Annotated in this window: 18 protein-coding genes; 11 read left to right on the top strand and 7 right to left on the bottom strand. The window is 53.7% G+C overall.

The genetic code is table 11. From position 1 onward, the window contains the following. Nucleotides 1-67: 67 nt before the first annotated feature. The 3 genes from I6N98_RS16710 to I6N98_RS16700 form a co-directional block, all read right to left on the bottom strand. Nucleotides 68-604, bottom strand: coding sequence for a nuclear transport factor 2 family protein (locus tag I6N98_RS16710; RefSeq protein ID WP_198569459.1), 537 nt, complete (start codon nucleotides 602-604; stop codon nucleotides 68-70). A gap of 26 nt (nucleotides 605-630) precedes the next feature. After that, nucleotides 631-1,392, bottom strand: coding sequence for an SDR family NAD(P)-dependent oxidoreductase (locus I6N98_RS16705; RefSeq protein ID WP_198569458.1), 762 nt, complete (start codon nucleotides 1,390-1,392; stop codon nucleotides 631-633). A 77-nt stretch (nucleotides 1,393-1,469) separates the two neighbouring features. Next, a complete protein-coding gene (locus tag I6N98_RS16700; RefSeq protein WP_198569457.1) occupies nucleotides 1,470-2,273 on the bottom strand; it encodes an SDR family NAD(P)-dependent oxidoreductase in 804 nt (267 codons plus the stop codon). 99 nt (nucleotides 2,274-2,372) lie between these two features. On the opposite strand from I6N98_RS16700, the gene I6N98_RS16695 reads away from it, so the two are divergent. After that, a complete protein-coding gene (locus tag I6N98_RS16695; RefSeq protein ID WP_198569456.1) occupies nucleotides 2,373-2,834 on the top strand; it encodes a GbsR/MarR family transcriptional regulator in 462 nt (153 codons plus the stop codon). Here the strand turns inward: I6N98_RS16695 and I6N98_RS16690 are convergent. Then, nucleotides 2,831-3,796, bottom strand: coding sequence for a helix-turn-helix transcriptional regulator (locus tag I6N98_RS16690; RefSeq protein ID WP_198569455.1), 966 nt, complete (start codon nucleotides 3,794-3,796; stop codon nucleotides 2,831-2,833). The two genes, I6N98_RS16695 and I6N98_RS16690, sit on opposite strands and share 4 nt — an antisense overlap. Before the next feature lie 226 nt (nucleotides 3,797-4,022). Here I6N98_RS16690 and I6N98_RS16685 point away from each other — a divergent pair, with 226 nt between their 5' ends. Genes I6N98_RS16685 through I6N98_RS16670 form a run of 4 tightly spaced genes read left to right on the top strand, consistent with a single transcriptional unit; the run spans nucleotide 4,023 to nucleotide 8,624 of the window. After that, nucleotides 4,023-6,215 (top strand): TonB-dependent receptor, encoded by a 2,193-nt coding sequence (locus I6N98_RS16685; RefSeq protein WP_198569454.1) that lies wholly within the window; start codon nucleotides 4,023-4,025, stop codon nucleotides 6,213-6,215. 14 nt (nucleotides 6,216-6,229) lie between these two features. Further along, nucleotides 6,230-6,979 (top strand): SDR family NAD(P)-dependent oxidoreductase, encoded by a 750-nt coding sequence (locus I6N98_RS16680; protein ID WP_198569453.1) that lies wholly within the window; start codon nucleotides 6,230-6,232, stop codon nucleotides 6,977-6,979. A 33-nt stretch (nucleotides 6,980-7,012) separates the two neighbouring features. Next, nucleotides 7,013-8,263 (top strand): acetyl-CoA acetyltransferase, encoded by a 1,251-nt coding sequence (locus I6N98_RS16675; protein ID WP_198569452.1) that lies wholly within the window; start codon nucleotides 7,013-7,015, stop codon nucleotides 8,261-8,263. 16 nt (nucleotides 8,264-8,279) lie between these two features. Continuing rightward, nucleotides 8,280-8,624 carry a nuclear transport factor 2 family protein gene (locus I6N98_RS16670; RefSeq protein ID WP_198569451.1) on the top strand — a complete coding sequence of 115 codons (345 nt, stop codon included), beginning with the start codon at nucleotides 8,280-8,282 and terminating at the stop codon, nucleotides 8,622-8,624. A gap of 162 nt (nucleotides 8,625-8,786) precedes the next feature. Here I6N98_RS16670 and I6N98_RS16665 read toward each other — a convergent pair whose 3' ends face one another. Beyond that, nucleotides 8,787-9,938 (bottom strand): IS4 family transposase, encoded by a 1,152-nt coding sequence (locus I6N98_RS16665; protein ID WP_163696818.1) that lies wholly within the window; start codon nucleotides 9,936-9,938, stop codon nucleotides 8,787-8,789. Between the two features lie 240 nt (nucleotides 9,939-10,178). Between I6N98_RS16665 and I6N98_RS16660 the strand changes: the two genes are divergently transcribed. Further along, nucleotides 10,179-12,509 (top strand): TonB-dependent receptor, encoded by a 2,331-nt coding sequence (locus I6N98_RS16660; RefSeq protein ID WP_198569450.1) that lies wholly within the window; start codon nucleotides 10,179-10,181, stop codon nucleotides 12,507-12,509. 81 nt (nucleotides 12,510-12,590) lie between these two features. Here I6N98_RS16660 and I6N98_RS16655 read toward each other — a convergent pair whose 3' ends face one another. Together I6N98_RS16655 and I6N98_RS16650 are read right to left on the bottom strand one after the other, a co-directional pair. After that, nucleotides 12,591-13,400 (bottom strand): SDR family NAD(P)-dependent oxidoreductase, encoded by an 810-nt coding sequence (locus tag I6N98_RS16655; protein ID WP_198569449.1) that lies wholly within the window; start codon nucleotides 13,398-13,400, stop codon nucleotides 12,591-12,593. Between the two features lie 24 nt (nucleotides 13,401-13,424). Further along, nucleotides 13,425-13,937, bottom strand: a complete 513-nt coding sequence (locus I6N98_RS16650; RefSeq protein WP_198569448.1) for a nuclear transport factor 2 family protein — start codon at nucleotides 13,935-13,937, stop codon at nucleotides 13,425-13,427. A gap of 418 nt (nucleotides 13,938-14,355) precedes the next feature. Here I6N98_RS16650 and I6N98_RS16645 point away from each other — a divergent pair, with 418 nt between their 5' ends. The 5 genes from I6N98_RS16645 (at nucleotide 14,356) to I6N98_RS16625 (ending at nucleotide 22,526) form a co-directional block, all read left to right on the top strand. Next, on the top strand, nucleotides 14,356-16,755 hold the full coding sequence (locus tag I6N98_RS16645) for an efflux RND transporter permease subunit (RefSeq protein WP_232787384.1): 2,400 nt from the start codon (nucleotides 14,356-14,358) through the stop codon (nucleotides 16,753-16,755). A gap of 64 nt (nucleotides 16,756-16,819) precedes the next feature. Further along, nucleotides 16,820-18,202, top strand: coding sequence for a DUF1329 domain-containing protein (locus I6N98_RS16640; protein WP_198569446.1), 1,383 nt, complete (start codon nucleotides 16,820-16,822; stop codon nucleotides 18,200-18,202). A 1-nt stretch (nucleotide 18,203) separates the two neighbouring features. Further along, nucleotides 18,204-19,154: a WD40/YVTN/BNR-like repeat-containing protein gene (locus I6N98_RS16635; RefSeq protein WP_198569445.1), complete on the top strand. Its 951-nt coding sequence runs from the start codon at nucleotides 18,204-18,206 to the stop codon at nucleotides 19,152-19,154. 29 nt (nucleotides 19,155-19,183) lie between these two features. Further along, entirely contained in the window at nucleotides 19,184-21,097 is a 1,914-nt protein-coding gene (locus I6N98_RS16630; RefSeq protein WP_198569444.1) for a DUF1302 family protein, read from the top strand. Between the two features lie 55 nt (nucleotides 21,098-21,152). Next, nucleotides 21,153-22,526 (top strand): DUF1329 domain-containing protein, encoded by a 1,374-nt coding sequence (locus I6N98_RS16625; protein ID WP_232787383.1) that lies wholly within the window; start codon nucleotides 21,153-21,155, stop codon nucleotides 22,524-22,526. The last annotated feature ends 18 nt before the right edge of the window (nucleotides 22,527-22,544 follow it).

Genomic DNA, 22,544 nt, shown 5'->3' with positions numbered 1-22,544 from the left:
GGGCTTAATTCCTGGCTAGGTATAGCAAAGGGGGACTTAGGTCTCCCTTTTTGTTTGACGACAATGTTTAGCCGCGCTTACCGCGTGCAAACACTGAGAGCGTCAGCGCTGTGTAGCTCGGATCTTTAGCAAGGTCGGGCAGCCCCTTGATCGCATCTTCGCCCAGCGGCCGGCGTATCGACAGGTCGTAAGTGACTACGCGTTTGCTGAAGCGCCAGCGGTCGTCGCTATCACGACGATAGTTGTCGATATAACGTACCGCCATAAAATCCTCCATCCAGCCACCATTGCCGTCGGGAAGATGGTGGTAGGCCAGGGCGTATACTTCGCCCTCACCGATGTCGCCATCGACGGAAATCAAGTGATTACAGATATGGTGGCCGCTGTAGGCCATAAAGGGAAAGGCCTGCTCAAGGAAATCTACGTAGGCCTCGGCGCCGCCATCAAAGGTGTGACCGTGGGTATCAGTCGCATCCGTCGTGTACAAATCCCGCAGCAGCTCAGGGTCTTTGCGATCGACACCGCGGCTGTAGAGCAATGCCAGTTCGCGGATCTCTTCTTTGGCCAACAGCGTATCCAGTTGTTGTTCTCGGTCCCTATTCATCGATTCTCTCCACAATAAGTACGGAATTAGCCAGCAGTGATGCCGTTGTCGATGCTGATGCAGGCGCCGTGGTAGCCGCTTGCGGTGTCAGAAGCTAAATAGGCCACCATTGCCGCCACCTCGTCGATATCCACTAAACCGCGCAGTGGTGATATGCGCCCGAGAATACTGGGGTCAGGGTTCTCCAGGTGCCGCAGACCGGCTGCAAGTGACGTTTGCATACCGCCGGGTGCTACCGCGTTGATGCGAATCGGTTGGTGCATAAACTCCATGGCCAGGGATTTGGTGAGCTGGTTAAGTGCGGCTTTGGTGGCGGAATAGGCGGCCAGATAGCCCTGCCCCATAAAAGCGGCACAGGAGGTGACGTTAACAATGGCTCCCTCAGCGTCCAGTAGGTATGGCAGGGACTGGCGTATCAACTTAAAAGGCGCACTGAGATTTACCGCCAGGGTCAGGTCCCAGTCGTCGTCACTCATTTGCGCTGTGTGGCGGGGGAGGAAGACTGCGGCGACATTACAGAGAGCATCGATTCGAGAAAATTGCGCGATAGTATTGTCGACAATGGTCCGCGCTGTTTCAGGGCGGCTGAGATCCTGTACCTGCTCCAGTGCCGTCGCGCCATGAACCCGGGCGAGTTGCGCCGTTTCGGCCAAGCCCTGGGCATCGATGTCGACCAGGCTCAGATTGGCTCCGGCGGCAGCCAATTTCAGTGCGGTCGCACGGCCCAGGCCGGCGGCGGCGCCAGTGATGATCGCGGTTTTATTGTGCATCTCTGCTGAGGTAATCATGATTTTGCCTCGTATATTGGCTATAGCGGAGCTTGCTGGGTTTTTATTGGCCGACGGCTTTATTGGCTGACCAGCTCTTACTGAGTAACAGTGTAGCCGCCGTTGACGGGATAGGTTTGGCCGGTTATCCAGCTGGCGGCACCGGAGCATAAAAACAACACCATGTTGGCGACGTCACTGGCCTGACCAAAGCGTCGCAGCGTATAGCGTGACAACTGTGATTTAATTCGGTCGTTAGCGTAGAAGGCTTCCAGTTGCTGCTCATCCATCTGAGGTTCCAGTGTCGACAGGGAAATGCAGTTGGCTGTGATGCCATAGCGGCCGCCTTCCTTGGCCAGTGAGCGCATTAGGCCGGCGGCGCCTGCTTTAGCAGCACCATATGCAGCGAGTCTTGCTTCGCCGACCCGCCCTGAGTCGGAAATAATAGTGACAATACGGCCCCGCCCGGCGTCCACCATATCTTGCATGGCCCGGTGACAGCAGTTCATCACGCCAAAGAGATTGGTGTGGAAGAAGGGTGCCCAGTCGTCGGGCTCGGTTTCCCAGAACAGGGGAGATAAACCCATCTGACTATTGGGCCCGGCGTTGCCGGCGTTGTTGACCAGCAGTGTGATGGGGCCCAGCTGCGCCCTGGCGTCGTCCATGGCGGTGGCGACAGACTGATAGTCGCCTACATCGGCCTGCACCGCTGCCGCCGGGATACCGAGTTGACGAATTTCTTCGGCTACCGTTTCGGCGCGCTCTATAACAAAGTCGTTGACGGCAATGCCCCCAGCATTGTGTTGCGCCAAAATGTGGGCGATAGCGCGACCGGCGCCCTGGCCGGCGCCAGTGACGAAAGCCACCTGGCCTTCAAGGTCCAGTAGATCGTGTTCTGACATGGGTTGCGTCCTTTGTTCTGTTTGTTGCATAGGCGTTCGGTGTTATGGCTGTTTTGCCGCACGCTTGACAGCGATAAGAAAATATAGAATATTCGAAATATGCCGAATATAGCAAAAAAACACAACACTGATGTTCAACAGCGATTCCTCGATGATGTCTGCGCACTGTTGGTGCCTTGGGGCATGCCGCACATGTCGGCTCGCATCTATGCCTATTTGCTCCTAAGCGGCGAGCCACAAAGCCTGGACGAAATTGCCCAGGGCTTGGATGTGAGCAAAAGCTCAGCCAGTGTTGCGGCGCGAGTGCTGGAAGGGCACATGGTGATTCGGCGGCAAGCGCAGAAGGGCAGTAAGCGCTTTCGCTATGTGGTATGCGACGGCAGTGCCGGACTGATGACCGCAAAAAGCGAGCTGCTGGGGGAGTTTGGCGATTTATTAGTAGAACGGGCCGGTGCTGTTGCAAAGGGCAAAGCGGCCACGCGAATGCGCGCCATTGGCCGCTTTCACCTGGCTATGCGTGAGGCCATGGCAAAATTGGTGAAGGAGCTAGGCGCCGATTAGTGGATGGCCGATTGCCGGTAGTGCTTGGGGCTCATGCCGTAGTGTTGGCGGAACTGGCGGCTAAAATAACCACTGTCATTAAATCCCGTCATCATCGCAATATCGGTAATCGAGATATCTCGGTATTTGCTGTCCTGGAGGTATTTTGCCGCCTGCTCCAGGCGCTGCCGGGCGATCCAGCGAGATAGACTTTCTGCCTCGTGAGAGAAGATCTGATGGATGTAGCGTTTACTGACGCCTAACGCGTGTGAAATCGTTGCCACTGACAAATCGCTATCAAACAAGTTGTTCCTGACATAGTCACGGATTTCATCCAGCAGCTGTTCACTGCTGCGCTTTTTCTCAAAACGAAACGCACGGGCTTTGCTAACTCCCGCCTTGGTCAGCTCCAATATGGGGTTAACAATAAAAGGCTCATCACTAATACAGGTATTGTGAGCGTTCTTTCGTAGGGTCAGGATTGTGGAACGCAGGATATTGGAAATCGCTTCACTTTTATCCAGTACAAATATTGTGTCGGGAGAAACAAGCTTGCCCAGGTTGAAGGCCGCATTCATCGGTATAAAGACTGACAGCTGGCGCACCATCTCACCGGATCGGAAGAAAATCTCTTGAGAAGTATTCCAGATAAAGACGTTGCCGCGCTTTAGGGCATAGTGATGGCCATAGACATCCAGGCTGTAATCGTTGCCTTCAACGACATAAGAAACCACAAGGTAGTCAGCATCGTGAAGTTTTCCCTCTCGGCATCCACTCATTGGCAGCGCCAGGATATCGGTCAGGTAGCTGTCACCAAGGCTGTATTTTTTGACGTAGGCCAACAGTTCCCGGTCACTGGTCACTTTGTCGTCTACGCTTTCAAAGTTCCAGCCGGTGTGCACTTGACTGAGCATCTGACTAAAACTGTTGAAAACTCCCGGTTTCGGTGAGGACCTGGCTTTCCAATCGATGTCCGGTGTCACGATAGGCTCCTAAACTTATAATTTTTAAAAATTTTCTAACATTGGCCTCGTGCCTTGTCAAGCTGGGCTTGCCGAGGGCTAAGCTGCTTGAACTCGGATTCCGCTGCGCAAAAATCCCAATCCCACTTCTCTATATTTAAAGATACGCCTCCATGCCCTGGGTAAGCTCGCTGTTGAGACTCACCAATAGGGTGAGTGCCTCCAATAATTCTAAGAGCGTAGCACGATGATGAAAAACAATTCGGTTCACTGGAAGTGCGGTTTACTTCTATCCGCGCTGATTGCATTTTCCGCCGCCCCCAGCCGTGGGCAAGCGGAGGTGGAAAAGATTAGGCAAATCGAGGAGGTGGTGGTCACGGCCAGGAAAAAATCCGAAAGCCTTCAAGATGTCCCCATTTCCATCACCGCCTTTGCCGGCAATGATGTATTAGAGATGGGCTTGAGCGATACCCTCAGTATTGACGAGAAGACACCAAACCTGGAAATAAAAACTTTTGGTGGTCAGCCCAATATCTTTATTCGCGGCGTGGGCAATAACGACTTTAATGCGACTACGGTCAGCCCAGTGAGCCTGTATGTGGACGAAGTGGTGATGGGGCTAACCGGCTCCCAGACTGCGCAGTTGTTTGATGTGCAGCGCATTGAGGTATTGCGGGGCCCGCAGGGCACATTGTTTGGTCGCAATACCACCGGTGGTGCCATTGCCTTTTACTCAAACAAGCCCAGTGATGAATTTGAGGCTGGTGTGCGCGCCAGTGTAGGGAGCTATTACCAGAGAGATATAGAGACCTATGTTAGCGGTGCCTTAAGCACTAACGTTAACGCTCGAGTAGCCGCCATTAGTAGCGCCAATGACGGTGACAGAGAGAACGACTTTAATGGCAAGGATGCCAACGCCGAGGAAAATCATGCCATTCGGGCGCTATTTGATTTCCAAGCCACTGACAGTCTAGAGCTGTGGCTCAATATTCACGGTGCAGTTGATCGAAGCGACTTTAAACAGGGTAAGCCACGGGAAACCAATGTCTTTGGTTACGCCGATCCCCACCCCAACGACACAGAGCGATTGAACTTTAATGGCAAGTCGCAACATTACGGCGACACCCACGGACTGAGCCTGACTGCCACATGGGATATCAGCGGCGCCACCTTAAAGTCGATTACGGCTTTCGAAAAAGCGCAAACCGATTATTGTGGTGATATTGACCACAGCCCCACCTCGCTGGATGAAATCTGCTTTAACACCGACGGTGAGCAATTCACCCAAGAGGTCAATGTCAGTGGTGACATTGGCGAGAACACCAGCATCGTTGCCGGGTTATTTTTATTGACCGAAGAGCTGGAGAACCTGACCGAGGCAAACCTGTTTGGCGATGCGCCTCCCGAATCTCAGCTGCCGACAGTAGGTTACTCGATTCGCGACACCAGCACTTACGCTATTTATTCCGAGTTGAATTACCGCTTTAGCCCCGAGTGGCAGGTGACCGCCGGGCTTCGCTACACCTACGAAGATAAGGACGCCACGGTACGCAGTGATCTGGTACCCAACTATTTCAATGATCAAGCCAATGGCGACCCCATCGCGTTGGTGCCTGAAGAAAAACTGTCTGAAAGCTGGGACGCCATTTCCGGGCGCCTGGCTGTGGACTATCAGCCCAATGACGATGTGTTGATATACGGCAGTATTTCCCGGGGCTTTAAGTCCGGCGGCTTCAATCTCGGTTCCTTTTTTGATCCCAACGAAGTCACCACCGTCGACCCGGAATACCTGACCGCCTTTGAAGTGGGGTCCAAATCGACCTTCTTTGACAAACGCTTGCGGGCCAACGGGGCGCTGTTCTTCTACGACTACTCCGAGTTGCAGGTTTATACCTACGTCTCGGGTAGTACCCCAACGACCCCCGTGGTATTTGCGCTGGAGAACGCTGCCGATGCCAAGATGTACGGCGCCGAGCTTGAACTTCAAGCGCTGCTCACCGCCAAGCTGTCTGCCAACCTCGGCCTTGGCTATTTAAAAACCGAGTACAAGGATTTTACCTCCTCGGTGGGGGGCGATTTGTCGGGGAACTCCATGCCCGGTTCTCCGGAGTACAACGTGAACGCCAGCCTCGCCTACGACATCGGCACAGTGAAGGAATGGGATGTTAAGGCCAGTGTCGACTATTCCTATACCGATAAGCGCTATTTCAATGCCTTTGAAGATGAGGAAGTCAGCTCACTGCGCAGCCACGGATTGTGGGGCGCACGCTTTGCGGCGGACTCTCCCAATCGCAAGTGGCAGCTAGCGCTGTGGGGGCGGAACCTTACTGATGAGGAATACATCGTCGACAGCACCGATCTGCGGGGCAACTTCGGCTTTGTCTCCGAGTTTTATGGCGACCGCCGCAGTATCGGCATAGACGTCAGCTACAAATACTAGAGGTGGATACCGCAATGGAGCTTGAAGGAAAAACCGTATTGGTAACCGGTGCCGCCGGAGGCATCGGTGCGCAAACCTGCCGGCAATTTGTGGCTCAGGGAGATACCGTGGTCGCTGTGGATCGCTCTTTGTCGGGTCTGTCACGGCTGCAGAGCGAGCTGGGTAACAGCCTGCGGATTGCCGAGTGTGATTTGGGCGACGAACAGGCAATCGCCACGCTGCAGCGAGACTTAGCAGATCTGACCCTCGATGTGCTGGTGAATAACGCTGGGGTCGGGAAGTTTGCCGACTACGACTTTAGCGCTGAGGATTTTGACTGGCACTTTCACATCAATACCCGTGCACCGATGTTTATGGTCAAGTACTTCCGGGAAAACCTGCAACGCAGCGCCGCCCCCAATATCGTCAATATTGCCTCGGTGGCGGCACGCATGGAGTGGGCCAATCACTTTCTATACTCCACCGCAAAAGCCGCGCTGGAAAAATTTACCTACCACCTGGTTAAGGACCTGCCTTGGCTGCGGGCAAATGCGATTCTGCCCGGGGTGATCGACACGGCCATTCTAAGCGGGTTTGAAGATATGGATCTGGATGAGCTGCGCGCGTATCTGGCGGCTGAGATTCCCTGTAAGCGCATCGGTGAGCCGGCGGATATCGCCAATGCGGTGATCTTTCTCAGTTCCGACAAAGCCAGCTATATCAACGGCGCCTCCCTCATTATTGACGGCGGTGTCATGCATTCCAATACCTGGGTGGGTCTCTAGCCGCCCACCTTTCTTAGTTGAGGAGTAACGACGATGTCGAAAGCAGTGTATTTATTGGGCGGTGCCCAATCCGATTTTGAACGCGATATGCACGGTGAAGGACATACTGTGTTTGACCTGTTTCAGGAAACTCTCGGTATTGCGCTGGAGACCTGCCACATTGCGCCGGAAGAGGTACAGCGCGGCCATGTGGGCAATGCCTCCGGTGACGTGCTGACCGGCTATGCCCAGATGGGGGGATTCTTCGGCATGGCCGATCATCGTCTGGCCGGTATGCCCGCCAGTCGCCACGAGGCCGCCTGTGCCTCGGGCAGTATGGCCCTGTTGGGGGCGCTGTCCGATATCGGCGCGGGGCACTACGACCTGGTCTGTGCCAGTGGTGTCGAAGTAATGGGGGTCGATACCGCCAATCTAAAGGAATTTGCTACCGTAGATCAGGCCATCGGCAGCCATGCCTGGCCCAGTGAGCGCAAAGAGGGCCACTGGGTATGGCCGTATTTGTTTAGTGAGTTTCTCAAAGATTATCGAGCGCTCTATGGGGTTGATTATCAGCACCTGGGTGAGATCACCCGGATTAATTTGGACAATGCCAAACGCAACCCCAATGCCCGCGGTCGCAACTACCAGACCACGCCCCAGTGCTTTATGGAAGATGAACAGGTCAATCCTTTGTCGATGGATGAGTTCCGCAAGCACGACACCTGTCGCACCGCCGATGGCGCTGCGTTTCTCTTTTTGGCCAGTGAGGATTACGCCCGGGATTACGCCAAGCGCCGGGGAATTCCATTGAGCAGTATTCCCCGTATCAAAGGCTTTGGTCATAGCACTATGCCCACCGAGCTGGACGTAAAACGGGAAATCAACAAGCGCAGTGACAGCCCCTATTACATGCCCCATCTGCACCACACTATCCAACAGTCCCTGAATCGGGCCGGTTTCGGCAAAATCACCGACGTCGATACCCTGGAAGTGCACGACTGTTTCAATATCTCTGAGTACATGATACTGGACCACACCGGCCTGCTGGAGCCCGGTTGTGCCTGGCAGGCTATCGAGGAGGGGGTAATAACCCGGGATGGTTCATTGCCTATCAACCCCAGTGGCGGCTTGTTGGGCGCGGGGCACCCCATCGGCTGCACCGGTGTGCGGATGGCATTGGATTGCTACAAGCAGGTAACCGGTCAGGCGGGGGATTACCAGATCGAAGGCGCCAAAAATGCAATGACCGTTAACGTGGGCGGTACGCTGACTACCGTGGCCTCCTTGGTTGTGGGTTTGGATTGAGGCTGTGGTGATGGTATTGGAAAACAGATCGACAAAGGTCGTAGTCGAGCATCACCTGGCCGCGTTGCTGTCGGGTGATGTGAGCGACATTCTGCAAGATTACAGTGATAACTCCATTGTCTTCACCCCCGACGGACCGGTTCAGGGCTTGGCCGACCTTAGTAGTTTATTCACGGCGTTTCTGAGTGAATTACCTGAGGGAAGCCTCGCTATGTTAGAGGTGCTTCGCGAGGACTATAACGGCGACGCCGCCTACCTGCTTTGGTCGATACCCGGCTTGTTTCCCCTGGGCACGGACACCTTTGTCGTCGCAGAGGGAAAAATCCTAACCCAAAGTTTTGCCGCCTACCGGCAGGAATAAAAGTACTTCGGCTCCGGGCTTCAGTCATGCACGGTCGATAGCGAAGCTGTGCATGACCTAACTCGAGGGAGGATATAGCTGTAGATCTACTGGAAATACCAAAACTAATAATAGAGAAAGGAAACGGGGAAATGTGTTGCAACATTGCTGTCCCACAAATATTCATAGCAAGCAGAGCTGCGGATGAATGGTGTTGTTAAGTTGCTCTGGAGGATCACCTCTCAGCAAAGGCAGCAACTCTCTGCGCTCAAATAAATTGAGCTGTAGGAGGCGAATCATTTGCTGCAGGCTGCGATCAATTTGGCTGCTGAACTTAATCCAGGCCAGCAGTAGATAGGCACACATAGCGATCCAAATCTGGGTCATGACGGCATTCTTGGAAGTGCCGACAAAGGATTTTATTTTCAGGTTTTGCTTGATGCATTTGAAGAACAATTCGATCTGCCAGCGGGATTTGTAGATATCGGCAATGGTCTTGGCGGCAAGGTGGAAGTTATTGGTCAGAAACGCATAGTGCTTACCGGTATCAGGATCACGGAAACCAATCCGGCGCAAAGGAACAGGGCAAGCCTTTGCCTTAGTGCCGGTGATGACAATGGTCTGATCACAGGTCAGGCCTTTGGATTTAATGATTTCGCGGCGTTCAATAATACGGTACGTGGCATTACGCTTTTGCCGGGTAACAAAGAAAATTCCTTTATCATTCAGGGCGTTAAACCATGAATAATCAGTATAGGCGCGATCCATGACCACAATGCTATCGGCAGGGAATTCAAGAACGCGACCGATAGTGACATCGTGCTTTTTCCCATCGGTAATGCTGACGAAGCTGGGAAGGAGCCCATCATGATCAAGGCCAATATGCACTTTTACCGCTCCTTTGGTGCGGCGGAATTTTGCCCAGGGAAACACGGAAAGGCACAGGTCAATAGTGGTGGAGTCGAGCGAATACAGCTTATTCCCGAAACGAAATCCATGCTTTGGTGCGACGCCGTGGCAGCGGGAAAGCAGCTTATGAAACAGCGCTTCGTAAAGCGTATAGGGCTGACTTTCGTTGACGCGGGAAAGGGTGCTTCTCGTCACATTGCCGGCGCCGAGGTGGTAAAGCCGGGCTGCTTGAGCAGACAGATTACTGACGATATCGCGCAAGCTGGATCGGCCAGAAAGTTGTGCCAAGCTCAGCGCAACGAACTGAGACCAGCGCGACATTCTGCGCAACTTTTGACCCTCGTGGTGCTGTTTGGCGAGGGTTTCAAATTCATGTCTCGATACCAGTTTCAACAATTGAGAAAATACCGTGTTATGATGTGCCAAGGCTTGAATCTCCCTGTTTTTACAGTGTTTGGTCGCACATCCATTGTAGCAACTTGTTGAGATTCAAGCCTTTTTTATGTCTGATTTATGGGACAGCAATGGTGTTGCAATAATAGTGTACGTCAACTCTGGCACTGTTCTGTTGTGGTGGTGCTGCTGTCACTTCATGTGGGCTTGTCCTGGGCTCAAGGGGGCCGAGAGTCCGGCGAAGGTATATCAAAATCACCTAAAAAGAATGTAATGATGGAGGAAGTTGTGGTAACGGCGCAAAGGCGCGAGCAGAATTTGGCTGATGTCCCTATCGCGGTTACCGCCCTCAATGGCGAGCAACTGGATACCCTGGGGGTGACCGACACCCAGGATCTGAATATTGTTGTGCCCGGTTTCTCCTCGTCCGAAAGTGGTTATGGCCCGCCAATATATACCCTTAGGGGTGTAGGGTTTCCCGACTCTACCTACTTCGCCAGCCCTACTACGGCGGTGTACCTGGACGAAGTCGCCTTGCCCTACTCAATTATGTCCAAAGGGCCAAATATTGATATTCAGCGGGTGGAAATACTAAAAGGACCGCAGGGGACGCTATACGGTCGCAGTACAACCGGTGGAGCGATCAATTACATCGCTGAAAAACCTTCCGAAGAGTTTGTCGCGGGATTCGATGTGTCCTATGGGCGCTTTGATCGCAAGGATTTAAAGGGCTACGTCGGCGGCGCTATGAGTTCAGTGATGAACTATCGCTTGGCCGGCAGGGTAATTCGTCAGGACGAGCCTTGGCAGTACAGCAATACAGATCACAACAATCGCTTGGGCGAAGAAGAGAAGTATTCCCTGCGCAGCATATTTGACTTGGATTGGGGAGGCGACTCTTTTATTAGAGTCAGCCTGTCTGGGTGGCGGGATCGCAGTGATACCCAGGCTGGACAACCGGTATATTTCAACGCGCAAAACCCGCAAAGTGATTTGCTGGCTTCGCAGGAGGTACGAGACTATCCCTATATCCCCGATACGGACGATCCAAGGGTAGCAGAGTTTTGCAAAGGTCATCCGAGCTGTGTGGACGCAAGCGGAAAACCCTACGATTTTAAAGCCGATGAGATGTTCTATCAGGCTGCTATTCGAGCCTCCCATTACTTTACCGACTCTCTGCAAGGGATTCTGCTGCTGTCCTACAACAAGTTTGAGGCCGACGGCACGGAGCTGCCCGCTGCCGCCTATAATACCCGTCATAATGTAGGCACCATCTTCTCGGAGATTGAGAATATCGATGTGGAATTCCGGCTAAGCGGCTTTGGGCAGTTATTTTCCAATCCGGTGAATTGGACTGCGGGCGTACATACTACGCCCATGGAGGAGGGCCTGGACTCCCGTTTCTACGCCGCCAGTGAAAATAATAGCGTTCTATATGTGGTACCGCTGGTGGGGTCGCTTCCGGGCTTCGACGATATTAGCGTTTTGGGGCGCAGCTACTTTTTTACTGAGGGTGTAATGGAGTACCAGTCGGCATCCTTGTTTGGCAATGCAGACATGCAATTATCTGACGCCTTTAAGTTGACTATCGGTGCGCGTTACACCGACGAGGAGCGGGATTTCTCCGGCTGTATCGGTGGCGACCCACGGGAAAACGAATTCAGGGTAAGTGCGCTGTTCACCGCTTTGTCCGTGCAGCGGGCCTTGCTTGCTGGCACGACACCAGATACCACGCTGCCCGGTGAATGTTTTACGATTTCCGAAGACGGTCAGTTTGATCGCCCGACTCAAACCCTGGCTGAAGACAGCCTGTCATGGCGTGCCGTTGTGGATTGGACGCCGGATGACCATAGCCTGATTTATCTGTCCCGCTCCAGGGGGTTCAAGTCAGGTAGCTTTCCTGTCACCAATGCTACCGACCGTGCCCAGTACCAGCCCGCGGTTCAAGAGCAGGTTGACGCCTACGAAATTGGTGCTAAGTTAAACTATCTCGACGGATTGCTGCGCTTCAATACCGCTGCATTTTATTATGACTACACAGATAAACAGCTGTTTTCCCGAATTCAGGATCCACTCTTTGGCTCTCTGCCCCAGTTGCAGAATGCGCCATCGTCTGAAGTAGGAGGTATTGAGTTTGATCTCGCATCGTCGCCGTTTTCGGGCCTCTATATTTCCCTTGCTGCTGCATACATTGAGACTGAAGTGAAGGACTTCCCCAATGCCTTCAATACCCAGGGTGAACCGGAAGATTTAACCGGAACCGAGTTCAATTATTCGCCTAAGCTAAGTTATACCGCGCTGTTGGACTACAGCTTTGCCGTATCTAGCTATTATGAGGCCGGTATTGGTGTGGATTACAGCTTTAAAGGCGAGACCAACTCCACCCTGGACGGAGACCCACTTTTCTTCCACGACGATTTCGGCATCACCAATGCAAGGGTTCGCTTTGGGCGCAATGATGGTAAGTGGTTGCTGACTTTCTACGCGCGCAATGTCTTTAACGAATACGCCACGACTGCCAATGCTCAAATCGTCAGTGACTTAGTCACGCGCTATGTTGCAATGCCCCGAACCTGGGAGCTAAACCTAGGTTGGAAGATTTAGGAGCTTCACCACGGCTCCACCCTTAGCGGCCTACGGGCCGCTTTTTTTCCCAGCAATGTTTGTCAGCGTGACAGCTGGGGACTACGACTTCCAGCCCCCATCAATGACGTGCTCTGAGCCAGTTATCCAGGCGCTGGCCGGGGAGGCCAAAAAGCTCACCAAGTTACCGATATCCTTGGGTTGACCAAAGCCCAGTGGGTGCATGGACTTGAATAACTCGGTGGATTGCTCAATGGATTCAGCCAAGCCCAGCCGCACGTAACCTTCGAGAAGGTTGTTGCCCATCTCAGTGTGCACAAAACCGGGGTGAACAGAATTGACGCGAATGCCGTAGCCCAATTCACCGCATTCCCGGGCAGCGGCTTTGGTGAGCAGGCGCACCCCGCCCTTAGCGGCGCAGTAGGAGCTAATACCGGTAAATCCCGACATCCCGGCTACAGAGGATAAGTTGATAATGCTACCGCCCTTTCCAGCAGCGCCACCGGGCTTCATCGCCGCAATGCTGTGTTTGAGCCCAAGGAAGCTGCCGTTGACGTTGACGTCCTGAATACGCTTAAAGGTTTCCAGGCTGGTGTTTTCCAGCAGGCAGATATCTTCGATACCGGCATTGTTCACCAGAATGTCGTAGCCCCCCATGTTGGCAACCACAGCGCCAATAACATCCTGCCACTGAGATTCGTTACAGACATCGTGTTGATAACTGTGCACTTTATAACCAAGGGACGTCAGTCGCTCAGCCTGTTGTTGTACCGCATCACCATCGCGGTCTGAAATGGCCACTGCAGCGCCGTTGGCGGCGAGGTGCTCGGCAATACTGGCGCCGAGCCCTCGGCCTGCGCCAGTTACCAGCGCGACTAGGCCGTTGAGTTGATAGTCGGATTGTTGTTGCATGTTGTGCCCCTGGGTCTGTGTAAACTAACGATTGGCAAAAACGTAGTTTGCGTCGCGCCAATGCGAGTCCATGTCATTAAATACGTCCAGCAGAGCGACTATTTTTGTCCACATCCACTGCCCATTCCGATAAACGTAGTGCTCCTGATAGCGTCCTGCGATCATTCCACTGCCCTGAACGCCGGTGATATTGCCTGTCTTAAACTTCGAAGGGACATCGACATACCACGTCGCGGTCGCCGTATCGCCGTGGACATCGATCACCTCATTCATCACTCGATGCTGACACCAAGACAGAATTGAGGGGACAATCCGGGTATAAAAGTCCACCACCTCGGTTTTTCCCCGGGCAACCGGGAAGCCGCTAAAGTCCGCCACAATGTCGTCGGTAAATCTGCTTACCAATTGCTCTGATGCCGAGGTCTGCCCGGCCACCATGCGGTCCACGCAGTCGCAGTAATTGAAGTGTTTCAGCCGTCGGATTGCCTCGCGGTGGAGAAGTGCGGCGACATCGGTCGCCAATGTTGTGTTATCCATGTATGTCACCTGTCGTATTTTTGTTATTGGAGCTACCTAGAGCAAAAGGCTTGAGATCGTAGGCGCGACAAAAATATTGCAGGCGGATGTCTTGGCGATAACTACCCTGATGGGTGGGATTTATTGATCAATGAAGGATTTTTAGGTGGCGAGCAGCATTCACTGTGAAATTGTGAAAGGCTGATAATAGCTATAAAAAACAATGAGTTGGACTGGTTTTGGCCAATACTACCCATTCGAGTAGTTCGGTCCTACCTTCGCTTCAGATAATTTTGCATCACGCTAACTATCCTTTCGATGTCCGTCTTAATGGGCCACAGGATAAGTAAAACGATAACAAATTAGAGTGGTGAAGATGATCTCTATTCGAAGCAGGATTGCGCGATCTGTCGTCCGCAATCGAAAAACAGCGTGGGTCGTGTTTGCAGCGGTCACTGTATTTTTTGCTTTGGGTCTCAAGGATGTCGAATTAAAAACCGTATTCTCGGACCTGTTGCCAAAAGACGACCCCTTTGTTCAGGTTTTTAAAGACCACCCCAACTTCGGTAACCCCTTAACCTACACCCTGATGGTGAAGGTTAAAGATGGGGATATCTATAACCCGGAAACCCTGAAAAAAGTCTGGCAGCTAACCCGGGATATCGATTTAACGCCGGGGGTTGACCACGATCAAATCCTCTCTATTGCCTCGCCAAAAGCCCGCTATGCGGTTGCAACCCCTTTTGGTATCGATTCCCAGCCCTTAATGGGGGATTCGGTTCCTACCACTGAAGAGGAAATATGGCAGCTAAAGGAAAACGTTCGTAAGGCGCCCTCTACGCGCAACTTTCTGATCTCAAAGGATGAGACGGCCACGCTGATTTCGGCCACCTTTATCGAGCGCTTGTTGGACTACGGCGTGGCCTTTGAGTACGTCCAGAACCTGGTTGAAGGGGCGGCGGACGACAATCACGAAATTTATATGGCGGGCCAGCCGGCGCTAACTGGTTGGGTTTACGAGTATCAGCATCAGATGATAGGTATCTTCGCTGTTACGCTTTCGGCCTTGGTGATTTCGCTGATCCTCTATACCCGCAATATCGCCGGTGTGGTGACGCCGGTCTTTGCCAGCTTGATTGCGGCGATCTGGGGCTTCGGCTTTGCCGGGTGGATGAAGGCGCCCATCGAGCCTTTGTTGATGATTGTGCCCTTGCTGTTGATTGCAAGGTCATTCAGTCACTGCGTGCAATTTACCGAGCGCTTTTACGAGGTTTATGCCGAGGTGGGTGATCGCGCCAAAGCCGCGGAGATCACCACCAGCGTCATGATGGCGCCCTCGGTGTTGGGGATTATCACCGATGCGGTGGGTATTCTGCTGATTTCCTTGGCGCCCATCCCTGCCATGGAGCGTTTTGCACTGTTTTGTGGATTCTGGGCCCTGATGCTGGCACCCACGGGTGTCATTCTTGCGCCGCTATTGCTGTCGGTACTGCCAACGCCCAAGAACATCGACAGTATTGTGAGCGAAAAGTCCGAGGGCATACACGGCAAGGTCAAAAATCTGCTTGCGTCTATCGCGACGCTTTCCCAAGGTAAAAAAGCACCTGTTACTACTGCGGTCGTGGTGGTAGTTGGGGCATTTTCTATCTATACCGCATTACAAATACAAATTGGTAATCCGGTGGAGGGCAGTAATCTGCTCTGGGAAGACTCCGACTTTAATGTCTCGGTGGCGCAGATCAACGACCATTTTCCAGGTGTGAATACCCTGGAAATTATCCTCGAGTCCAAAAACCCCCAGGGTGAAGAGCGAGCCGCCAAGAAAGCCGATACTGTCAATACCATGCTGCAATTGCAGGCTATGTTCGAGCGCTCTGACGAGGCGCCAAGAGCAACACTGTCCTTTGCCGACTTTTTGATGGACGGCAATCGACTCATCTCTGGTGGCAATCCCAAATGGTTGCCCATTGATAACAACGATCGCGCCGTTAGCGCAGCCACCTCTGCGGTGCTTATGGGTAGCAGCCCCAAGGCCTACTCCCATGTCGTGGATTTTGAAATGCAAAACTCCACGGTATCCCTCTGGTACCCGGATAACAAGCAGGCCACAGTGGACAAGGCTCTGGCAGATGCAGAGGCTGCTGTGGCCGCAGTTGGCGTGGACCACGATGACTTTGTTGTCCGTCTGGGTAGCGGCACCATTGCTCTCCAGCAGGCCATCAACCACGTCGTTGAGCGCTACCACTATGTGATTCTGGGCCTGCTGAATGTCGTGATCCTGTTGGTGTCTAGCTATGCCTACCGCTCGTTAGTGGCTGGGTTTGTGCTGCTGTTGCCGGTGAATCTGTCCAATATGATTCTCACCACCTGTATGTCTTATATCGGCATTGGCCTGGATATCAACTCACTGATGGTGGCGGCCATCGGGGTGGGTGTGGGTATCGACTACGGTATTTATCTACTCAGCCGTATCTGTGAGGAGTACCACGACCGCCACGATTATGGTGAGGCCATCACTGCGGCGCTTCGCACGACGGGTAAAGCCATCGCCTTTACGGCGTCCATCATGCTGATCGGTATTCTGCCCTGGTACTTCCTGTCCGGGCTCAAATTCCTCGCCGATATGGGGCTGCTGCTGGTGCTGGTCATGCTCATCAATATGGCCATTGCGCTGGTGGTGCTGCCGCTATTGGTGTGGTTGATCAAGCCCAAATTTGTCTCCAGAGAAGACATTCTGGTACTGGGCGAGGGCATGAGCATATCCAAATTGGTGGAGGCTGATGCCGCTACCGAGAAAAAGGTCTATCCCCAAAGTTCCGAGGCCCAGCCCGCTGTGTAACGCAGTGAGTTGTGGTGTTGGGGTGCGTGAAAACTACATAAGAAGCTAAATCAGGAGTCTCATTATGCATATCAAGAAATACGGCCCGGAGTTTACCCGCCGGAAATTTATGGAAAGCCTGACCAAGGGTGCCGGCACAGCAGGTGTACTGACTTCACTGTGGCCTCTTATTGGCCACTCCGCCGACGATATCAGCAAGGCCTATCCCGATGAGTTGCTGTCCATCGAGATGTACACCAAGGGCAAAGTTAAGCCGGGCGATGTCATCACTGCGGATAATGTAGAGCATGTTAAAGACCTACTGACTCCTATTGCCTACGAACAGGTTAAGAGTATGGGGCGGCGGATCACCATCGTTGAATCCACCAAGGATGTTACCAACCTCTACCCCTACGAATACCTCGACGCGACCCTGAGAAACCAGGGCAAAGCGGTATTGGATAAAGAAGGTAATGTGCGCACCAAGGACGGCCGGCCCTGGATTGGCGGTAACCCCTTCCCCCAACCCAAAAACGGCATCGAGGCCATGTACAACCTGACCCTCAGTTGGGGGCGTCACAACTATTCCCAATACGCGATTCGGGATTGGGATTTGGACCCGGATGGTGGTCTGTCCTACGTCTATGACTTTGCCTGGGCAGAGCTCAATGCCAACGCCCGCAGTGACGACAAAACCTGGAAAGGCAAAGACGATATCCTTCGCTACCAGTCGGTGTGGTTTACCTCGCCCTCTGATGCGTCTGGCACCAGCTTCCTGAGTATTTGGCACTACGATCAGAACAAATTCCCAGACCTTTACGGCTACATTCCCGCCTTCCGTCGGGTGCGCCAGTATCCCACTAACCAGCGCTTCGAGCCGCTGGTGCCCGGTGTGACTTTCTTCCTGTCCGACGCCTGGTCATCGGGCGATCCGCTGCTGACTTGGGGTAATTACAAGATCGTTGACCGCAAACCGATGCTAGGTGCGGTCAGCCCCAAGAACTTTAATGGCGGCTACCACGACAACTATGAGAAGCCCGCTCACGGTGGGCCTCAAGGTCAAACCTTCTACGATACCTACATGGAATTGGTGCCCGAGTGCCTGGTAATCGACGCTGAGCCGACTGGTTACCCCCGTGCGCCGGTGGGCAAAAAGCGGGTTTGGGTCGACGCCCGTAACCAGCACTTTATCGGATACATGACCTTCGACCGCCGTGGCGAAATGTGGAAGTCCTTCGAACCGGCCTTTGCCCAATACAAAAACGACAAGCTCACAGTCATGGACGGCAACCACCCGCTGTGGTCCTGGGTGCACGTGATGAGCCACGATATCCAGTCCAACCGGATGAGCCGCTTTGTGCAGGTGAAGGAGATCGCTGGTGGTTATAAGAGCATCTACGATCCGGGCGATGTCGACGTCTACAACAAGTTCCTGACAGTTCAAGCCATGCAGCGTCTAGGGGGCTGATATGTTGGCCCGTCTTATTTGCTTGGTGTCTGGCCTTGCTCTCTCAACGGAGTGTCTTGCCAGCACGCCCCTTGACGTTCAAACCAGCGCTATGGGTACGCCCCATAGCGCGACCTTCTCACTGACCGAATACGGCAGTGATCTGGTGGGTGTGGGCGCTGGCGGTCAGGTGTTTGTTAAACGAGACGGCAAAGAGGCTTGGGACACAATCCAGCTTCCCGCCGAACAGCGGGCGTTGTTAGATGTCGCCAAGGTCGGCCAAAGTGTTGTTGCCGTCGGTCAAGAAGGTCTGATTTACACCAGTAAAGACGCCAAGGACTGGTCATCGATAGAGTCTGGCAGTCAGGCGCGCTTGTTTGGTATCTCCGGCAATGATGAAGGACTGGCGGTTGCGGTGGGTGCCTTTGGCGCAGTGCTGCGTAGCACCGATAGTGGCCGCAGCTGGGAACCGGTGCCAATGGATTGGATGGCGCTGCTCAACGAGCCCTACGAGCCACATATCTACGATGTTCATGTCGACGCCTCGGGCCGCACCACCATTGTTGGCGAGTTCGGCATGGTGGCTCAAAGTCCCGATGGTGCGGCTGACTGGTCCCTGCTGAGAAAGGACGAAGCCTCTCTTTTCGCCATTGCTTATTCAGCGTCAGGTAGCGATATCTACGCTGTCGGCCAGGCCGGTGAGCTTATTCACTCAAGCGACTCCGGCGATAACTGGCAGCGCATAGAAACCGGCACCGAGTCGATTTTGCTCAATGTCTCTGTGGATGCAGAGGGTAACGCGTTGGTGTCCGGATTGCGGGATTGCCTGTGGTACAGCCGAGCCGATCAGCGCTTGCAAAAAGTGGACTCCCCCGTGTTGAGCGAAAAATGGTACTCCGCAGCGACGGTGACCCAAGACAAGCGGTTCTACCTTGCCGGGCAGGCGGGGCATATCGTGAGTTTAAGCAAGTAATACTAATAACTAAGTAGGAGCAAAATGGTATGAAAGTAATGAGAAAACAGCTGCCACTGGCAGTGGCTGGTGCTCTGCTTTCCTCGGCGGATGCCTTTGCGGCAAGCGGGGAGTGGTTGGGCATCAACTTTAATTCCAGCGGCTTTGTGCGCTTTGAGGCCGCCATTAAAACAGTCGATGAAGAAAACCCCTACAACCAACGGGGCAACTTGTTTAACGGAGTAACCGTAGATCGGGCGGGTAACCTCCCCTTGAATTCAGTGCTGGGTGACCTGGGGCTGCCATTATTGGATAACATCGGTATTCCCGACACCGCCACTCGCAATGGTGTTCCCGCCGATAACGACTTTAACCATACGCAAATGCGCTTTGAAAACACCGTGCAGATGCGCTTTACCAACAACATCTCTGCCACCGTAAAGTTGCGCGGTGTGTTTGATCTGGCTGAGTACGACGAGTTCGATCCGGATAGCGTTAACAGTAACTCGGCGGGTTACCTGTATGGAGAGCCCAATTACTTCGAGTACGACGATTTTGAAAAGGGCGGCGCCCAGAATCGTCTGGAGCTCAACGGCGATAACTACATGCTGGATATTCCCACCGCCTACGTGGATTACCAAAATGGGCCGATCTTGTTGCGGGTTGGTAACCAGCAGATCGCCTGGGGTCAGGCACTATTTTTCCGGGTTATGGACGTGGCTAACGGTCTGGATTTGCGCCGCCACTTGATCCTGGACTTTGCCTCCGAGGAATATGCGGACGAGCGGATCTCGTCGCCGGCTATTCGCGCCTCCTACCAGTTTTCAGGTGGCTGGGAGCTGGATATGTTTGCGCAGATGTTCCAGCCCACCATTTATCCCAACCCCAATACGCCCTACAACGTTATTGCCTCGCAGTTTACGATCCACGATAACTTCGATCAGGTCGACGATGAAATCAACAGCGGTTTCCGTTTAAAAGGGGACTTCGGTAACTTTGGTTTGCAGTTTATGTATACCAACCGTTACAACCCCGACGGTGTATTTCGCTGGACCAAGTCGGGTGTTAACCGCGATGTTCCCGGTATTCCCGGCAGCGGCGCCATTGTGGCTGAGACGCCCCTTGAAGTGGATCCCACGGGTGTATGGTCGGCGGAAGAGTGGTTTACCTATGCCGGTATGGCCAGGCTCGACGGCGTTGAAGGCTTGAACGCCATGGTCGATGACTTTCCAGAGTCGCGGCTATTACTGGCGCAGAATGTCAGTAACTATGATCAAGCCAAGCAAGAGCTGGACCTGTTTTTCCAGTTGTCCGGTGGCAAACTGCTGAATCCGCTCAGCACCGAGGGTAGCGGTGGTTTCCGCGGACACTTGGCCAGGGATTACAAACGCGAAGATATTTTCGGCACAGGTTTTAGCTATGTATTCATGGGTGAACCGGGAAGCCTCCTTGATCAGCTGATTTTGAACTTCGAGATCACCTATACGCCCGACAAGATCTTCACTAACAAGTCTCTGTCTCAGCAGTACATTGTGGAAGACGAATACGTCAGTGCGCTGGTGCTGGAAAAGTATCACCGCTTTAGCCGCGAGTTTCCCGCAACGTATATGGTGTTCCAGTGGATGCACCGCACCGAGAGTGACCTTTTCGGTCGCCACCTCAGCGGTATGGGCGGCACTGTAAACCGAGCCTCCCAGGGCGTCGACGGTGGTTGGGACGGTATTGTACTGGCAGCTCAGCAACCTTTCCCGGGCCTAGTATGGCGCGCGGACTTCTCCATGCTCTACGACACTCGCGGCGGTTTGTTGGTTCAGCCGGCGCTGAAGTGGAAGCCCAGCGGCTCATGGAGTGTTGAAGCCTTCTACACTTACCTGGACGGCGGGCTCGGCGGTAAAAACGAAAACATCATCGAGACCATCGAGTGGGCCGAGGAGTTCGGTCTGCGGGTGGGTTACCAGTTCTGAGTGAGTTGAGCGGGCGTCGGTGACGACGCCCGCATCGGGATAAGCGCAGTTTATTATGGTTCATATTCGTCGATACGACCGCCACTACAGCCGCCGCAGCTTTCTTGGCAAGATGGCTGCGGGAGCGGGTGCCGGTGTGCTGGCTCCGCTTTGGCCCGCTATGGCGGAAAACGGGGAATTCGGCAAGGCCTACCCCGATGAGCTGATGTCCATCGAGATGTACAGCAAGGGCAAGCTCAGCGCGGGTGATGTTATCGACGCAAATAATGTTCACTTGGTGGAGGATTTGCTGGACCCGGTCAAGGCCCATCAGATCAAGAAGTTGGGCCGTCAACTGCGTCTTCGTGAGACCACCACCGAGCTCACCAAGCTCAGTCCAGTAGAATACATTGAGGCCAGTTTTAGCAATGCCGGTAAGGCGCGGTTTGATGAGGTCGGCAATGTTCGCGGGCCGGATGGCGGACCGTGGATAGGGGGGCTGCCGTTTCCCAATGCCACCACTGGCGTGGAGTATTTTGCCGGGTTGACCTTGAGCTGGGGTCGCCATGACGCTTCTTTTTATGCAATAAAAGAATACGACCTCAATGCCGAAGGCAAGGTCACCTACGGCTACCAAACCGGTTGGGCGGAGTACTCCCCGGTAGGGCGTTTGGTGTTGCCTGGCAATGTATTGAAAGGGCATGAGGACAAGTTGCGCTATCAGAGCGTGTACTTTCTCTCACCCAATAGCGTTGCCGGCACCTCCTTTCTGAATGTGTGGTATTACGATCAGCACCAGTTCCCGGAGCTGTACGGCTATATTCCTGACTTTAAGCGCATTCGTCGTTATCCCACCGATCAACGTTTTGAACCTCTGGTGCCTGGTTCGGCCCTGTATTTATCCGACGCCTGGGCGGCGGGTGACCCCCTGCATACCTGGGGTAACTATCGCATCTTTAGCCGCGGGCCGATGTTGGCGGCCGTATCCGGTGGCTGGAATGCCAGTCACGATAACTGGGAGCACTCTACCCACGGTGGTCAGCAGGGCGAGACATTTTGGGATACCGAGGTGGAGCTGGTTCCCGAGGTGATCGGTGTCGAGGCGGAGCCTACCGGTTTCCCCCGGGCGCCAGTGGGTAAAAAGCGGGTGTGGTTTGATGCGCGAACTCAACTCCCGGTGGGGATGGTGACCTATGACCGCCGCGGCGAAATGTTCAAATCCTTCGACGGCGCCTATGGCCTCTACGAAGACGGCGACAAGCGAGTCATGGATGGCAAGCACCCTTACTGGTCGTGGGGCCATGTCCATGCCTTTGATGTGCAGTCCGGTGAAATGACTCGCCTGGAACAGGTCCAGCAAATCGCCGGTGGCCACAGTATGCGAGTCAACGACGACAGTATTTACAACGATTACCTTACCAAGGCCGCCATGCGCCGGCTCGGTCGTTAGCGGTGCAGGCGGAATGTG

This window comes from Spongiibacter nanhainus, assembly GCF_016132545.1.
In the GTDB taxonomy this organism is placed as follows: domain Bacteria; phylum Pseudomonadota; class Gammaproteobacteria; order Pseudomonadales; family Spongiibacteraceae; genus Spongiibacter; species Spongiibacter nanhainus.
This window is presented reverse-complemented; position numbering and strand designations above follow the sequence as displayed.